The following is a 2,014-nucleotide window of genomic DNA, read 5'->3' on the forward strand; positions in this document are numbered from 1 at the left end:
GAGCGGGACCGGGGGCCCGCAGCGACGGCCTCCCGGGGGCTACCTGGCAGTAGGGTCGGGCCCATGACTACACAGGACAGCGGCAGTGCGCCCAAGCCCCCCGCCAAGGACCCCTGGGACCTCCCCGACGTCTCCGCCCTGAGCGTCGGCGTGCTCGGCGGCACCGGCCCGCAGGGCCGCGGCCTCGCCTACCGGCTCGCCCGCGCCGGACAGCGGGTCACCCTCGGCTCCCGGGACGCCGCCCGCGCCGAGCAGGCCGCGGCCGAGCTGGGCTTCGGCGTCGAGGGCGCGGACAACGCGGAGTGCGCCCGGCGCAGCGACATCGTGATCGTCGCGGTGCCGTGGGACGGCCACGCGAAGACGCTTCAGTCACTGCGCGAGGAACTCGCCGGCAAGCTCGTCATCGACTGCGTCAACCCGCTCGGCTTCGACAAGAAGGGCGCCTACGCCCTCAAGCCGGAGGAGGGCAGTGCCGCCGAACAGGCCGCCGCCCTGCTGCCGGACTCCCGGGTCACCGCGGCCTTCCACCACCTCTCGGCCGTGCTGCTCCAGGACGAGTCCATCGAGGAGATCGACACCGACGTGCTGGTCCTGGGCGAGGCCCGGGCCGACACGGACCTCGTGCAGGCGCTGGCCGGCCGGATCCCCGGCATGCGGGGCATCTTCGCGGGCCGGCTGCGCAATGCCCACCAGGTGGAGTCGCTGGTCGCCAACCTGATCTCCGTCAACCGCCGCTACAAGGCCCACGCCGGGCTGCGCACCACCGACGTCTGACCGGCTCCGCCGGGCCCGGTCGGGGCACAACGGGGCATGGGGGACACTGGAAGGGACCGCGACCCGTTCCCGACAGGAGTCGACCCCCATGCCCCGCATCGCTCTCTACGCCCTCGTCGTCTGCGTCCTCGCCGTCGTGGCGGCCGTGGTCTCCTTCGCGCAGGGCAGCCTGCTCGGGATCGTCTGGGTGCTCGTCGCGGGGCTCTCGTCGAACATGACCTGGTTCTACATCCGCAGGCACCGGCTGGCCGTCGCCGCCGACGCGGGCTGAACGAACAGGCCTGAACGAACCGGGCTGAACGAACAGGCCTGAACGAACAGGCCTGAACGATTCCGGTTGAACGAAACAGCCTGAACGAGTCGGCCTGAACGCGGCGCCGCGCGGTCAGCCCACCGCGCAGCCCGGGTCCTGCTCGTCGAACAGGCCCCGCCAGAAGCGGTACAGGTCGTAACCGCAGTACCGCTGGAACTCCTCGACGCCCAGTCCGCGCAGCAGCGCGTGGATCGCGTCGAAGAACGCGATGTTCACCTCGGGGATCCACAGGATCGCGAACACCGCGATCAGCCCGAACGGCGCGATCGGCTCCACCTGGCGGCGGATCCGGTACGGGAGCCAGGGCTCGATCACCCCGTACCCGTCAAGCCCCGGGATCGGCAGGGAGTTCAGGATCGCCGCCGTCACCTGGAGCATCGCCAGGAACGCCAGCGCGTAGCGGAAGGCGAGCGGCACCCCGTCGAGCGCGTCCAGCCAGAACGGGGCCGTGCACACGATGGCGAACGCCACGTTCGTCAGCGGGCCCGCCGCCGAGATCAGGCTGTGCTTCCACCGCCCGTGGATCCGGCCGCGCTCGATGTACACCGCGCCGCCGGGCAGCCCGATCCCGCCCATGATCACGAAGAGCACCGGCAGCACGATGCTCAGCAGCGCGTGCGTGTACTTCAGCGGGTTGAGCGTCAGATAGCCCTTCGCCCCCACCGACAGGTCCCCGCTGTGCAGCGCGGTCCGGGCGTGCGCGTACTCGTGCAGACAGAGCGAGACGATCCAGGCCCCGGTGACGAACAGGAACACCGCGAAGCCGGTGGCGTCCGCGAAACCCGTCCACACCGCCCAGCCCGCGACCGCGGTGACGGCGGCGATACCGAGGAAGACCGGGCTGATCCTCCGGTCGTCGCGGGTGGCTGCGGTGGTCATGGCGTTCGGCTCCTGGGGTGAGGCGGTGGGGGAGGAGGGACTGTACGG

General features: G+C 71.4%; 3 protein-coding genes. 2 read left to right on the forward strand and 1 reads right to left on the reverse strand.

All coding sequences use genetic code 11. The features are described 5' to 3' along the window. Positions 1 to 63: 63 nt before the first annotated feature. Together npdG and HET64_RS38270 are read left to right on the forward strand one after the other, a co-directional pair. On the forward strand, positions 64 to 774 hold the full coding sequence (gene npdG / locus HET64_RS38265) for an NADPH-dependent F420 reductase (RefSeq protein WP_215111823.1): 711 nt from the start codon (positions 64 to 66) through the stop codon (positions 772 to 774). 88 nt (positions 775 to 862) lie between these two features. Beyond that, positions 863 to 1,045 carry a hypothetical protein gene (locus HET64_RS38270; RefSeq protein ID WP_007458712.1) on the forward strand — a complete coding sequence of 61 codons (183 nt, stop codon included), beginning with the start codon at positions 863 to 865 and terminating at the stop codon, positions 1,043 to 1,045. A 114-nt stretch (positions 1,046 to 1,159) separates the two neighbouring features. Here HET64_RS38270 and HET64_RS38275 read toward each other — a convergent pair whose 3' ends face one another. Beyond that, positions 1,160 to 1,966: a site-2 protease family protein gene (locus HET64_RS38275; RefSeq protein ID WP_215111824.1), complete on the reverse strand. Its 807-nt coding sequence runs from the start codon at positions 1,964 to 1,966 to the stop codon at positions 1,160 to 1,162. Positions 1,967 to 2,014 lie beyond the last annotated feature (48 nt).

Source organism: Streptomyces sp. McG3, assembly GCF_018619185.1.
GTDB lineage: Bacteria > Actinomycetota > Actinomycetes > Streptomycetales > Streptomycetaceae > Streptomyces.

What these genes read in the sequence shown, in the direction of transcription:
- npdG (WP_215111823.1), top strand. Translation starts at nt 64, where the DNA reads ATGACTACACAGGACAGCGGCAGTGCGCCCAAGCCCCCCGCCAAGGAC.
- HET64_RS38270 (WP_007458712.1), top strand. Translation starts at nt 863, where the DNA reads ATGCCCCGCATCGCTCTCTACGCCCTCGTCGTCTGCGTCCTCGCCGTC.
- HET64_RS38275 (WP_215111824.1), bottom strand. Translation starts at nt 1,966, where the DNA reads ATGACCACCGCAGCCACCCGCGACGACCGGAGGATCAGCCCGGTCTTC.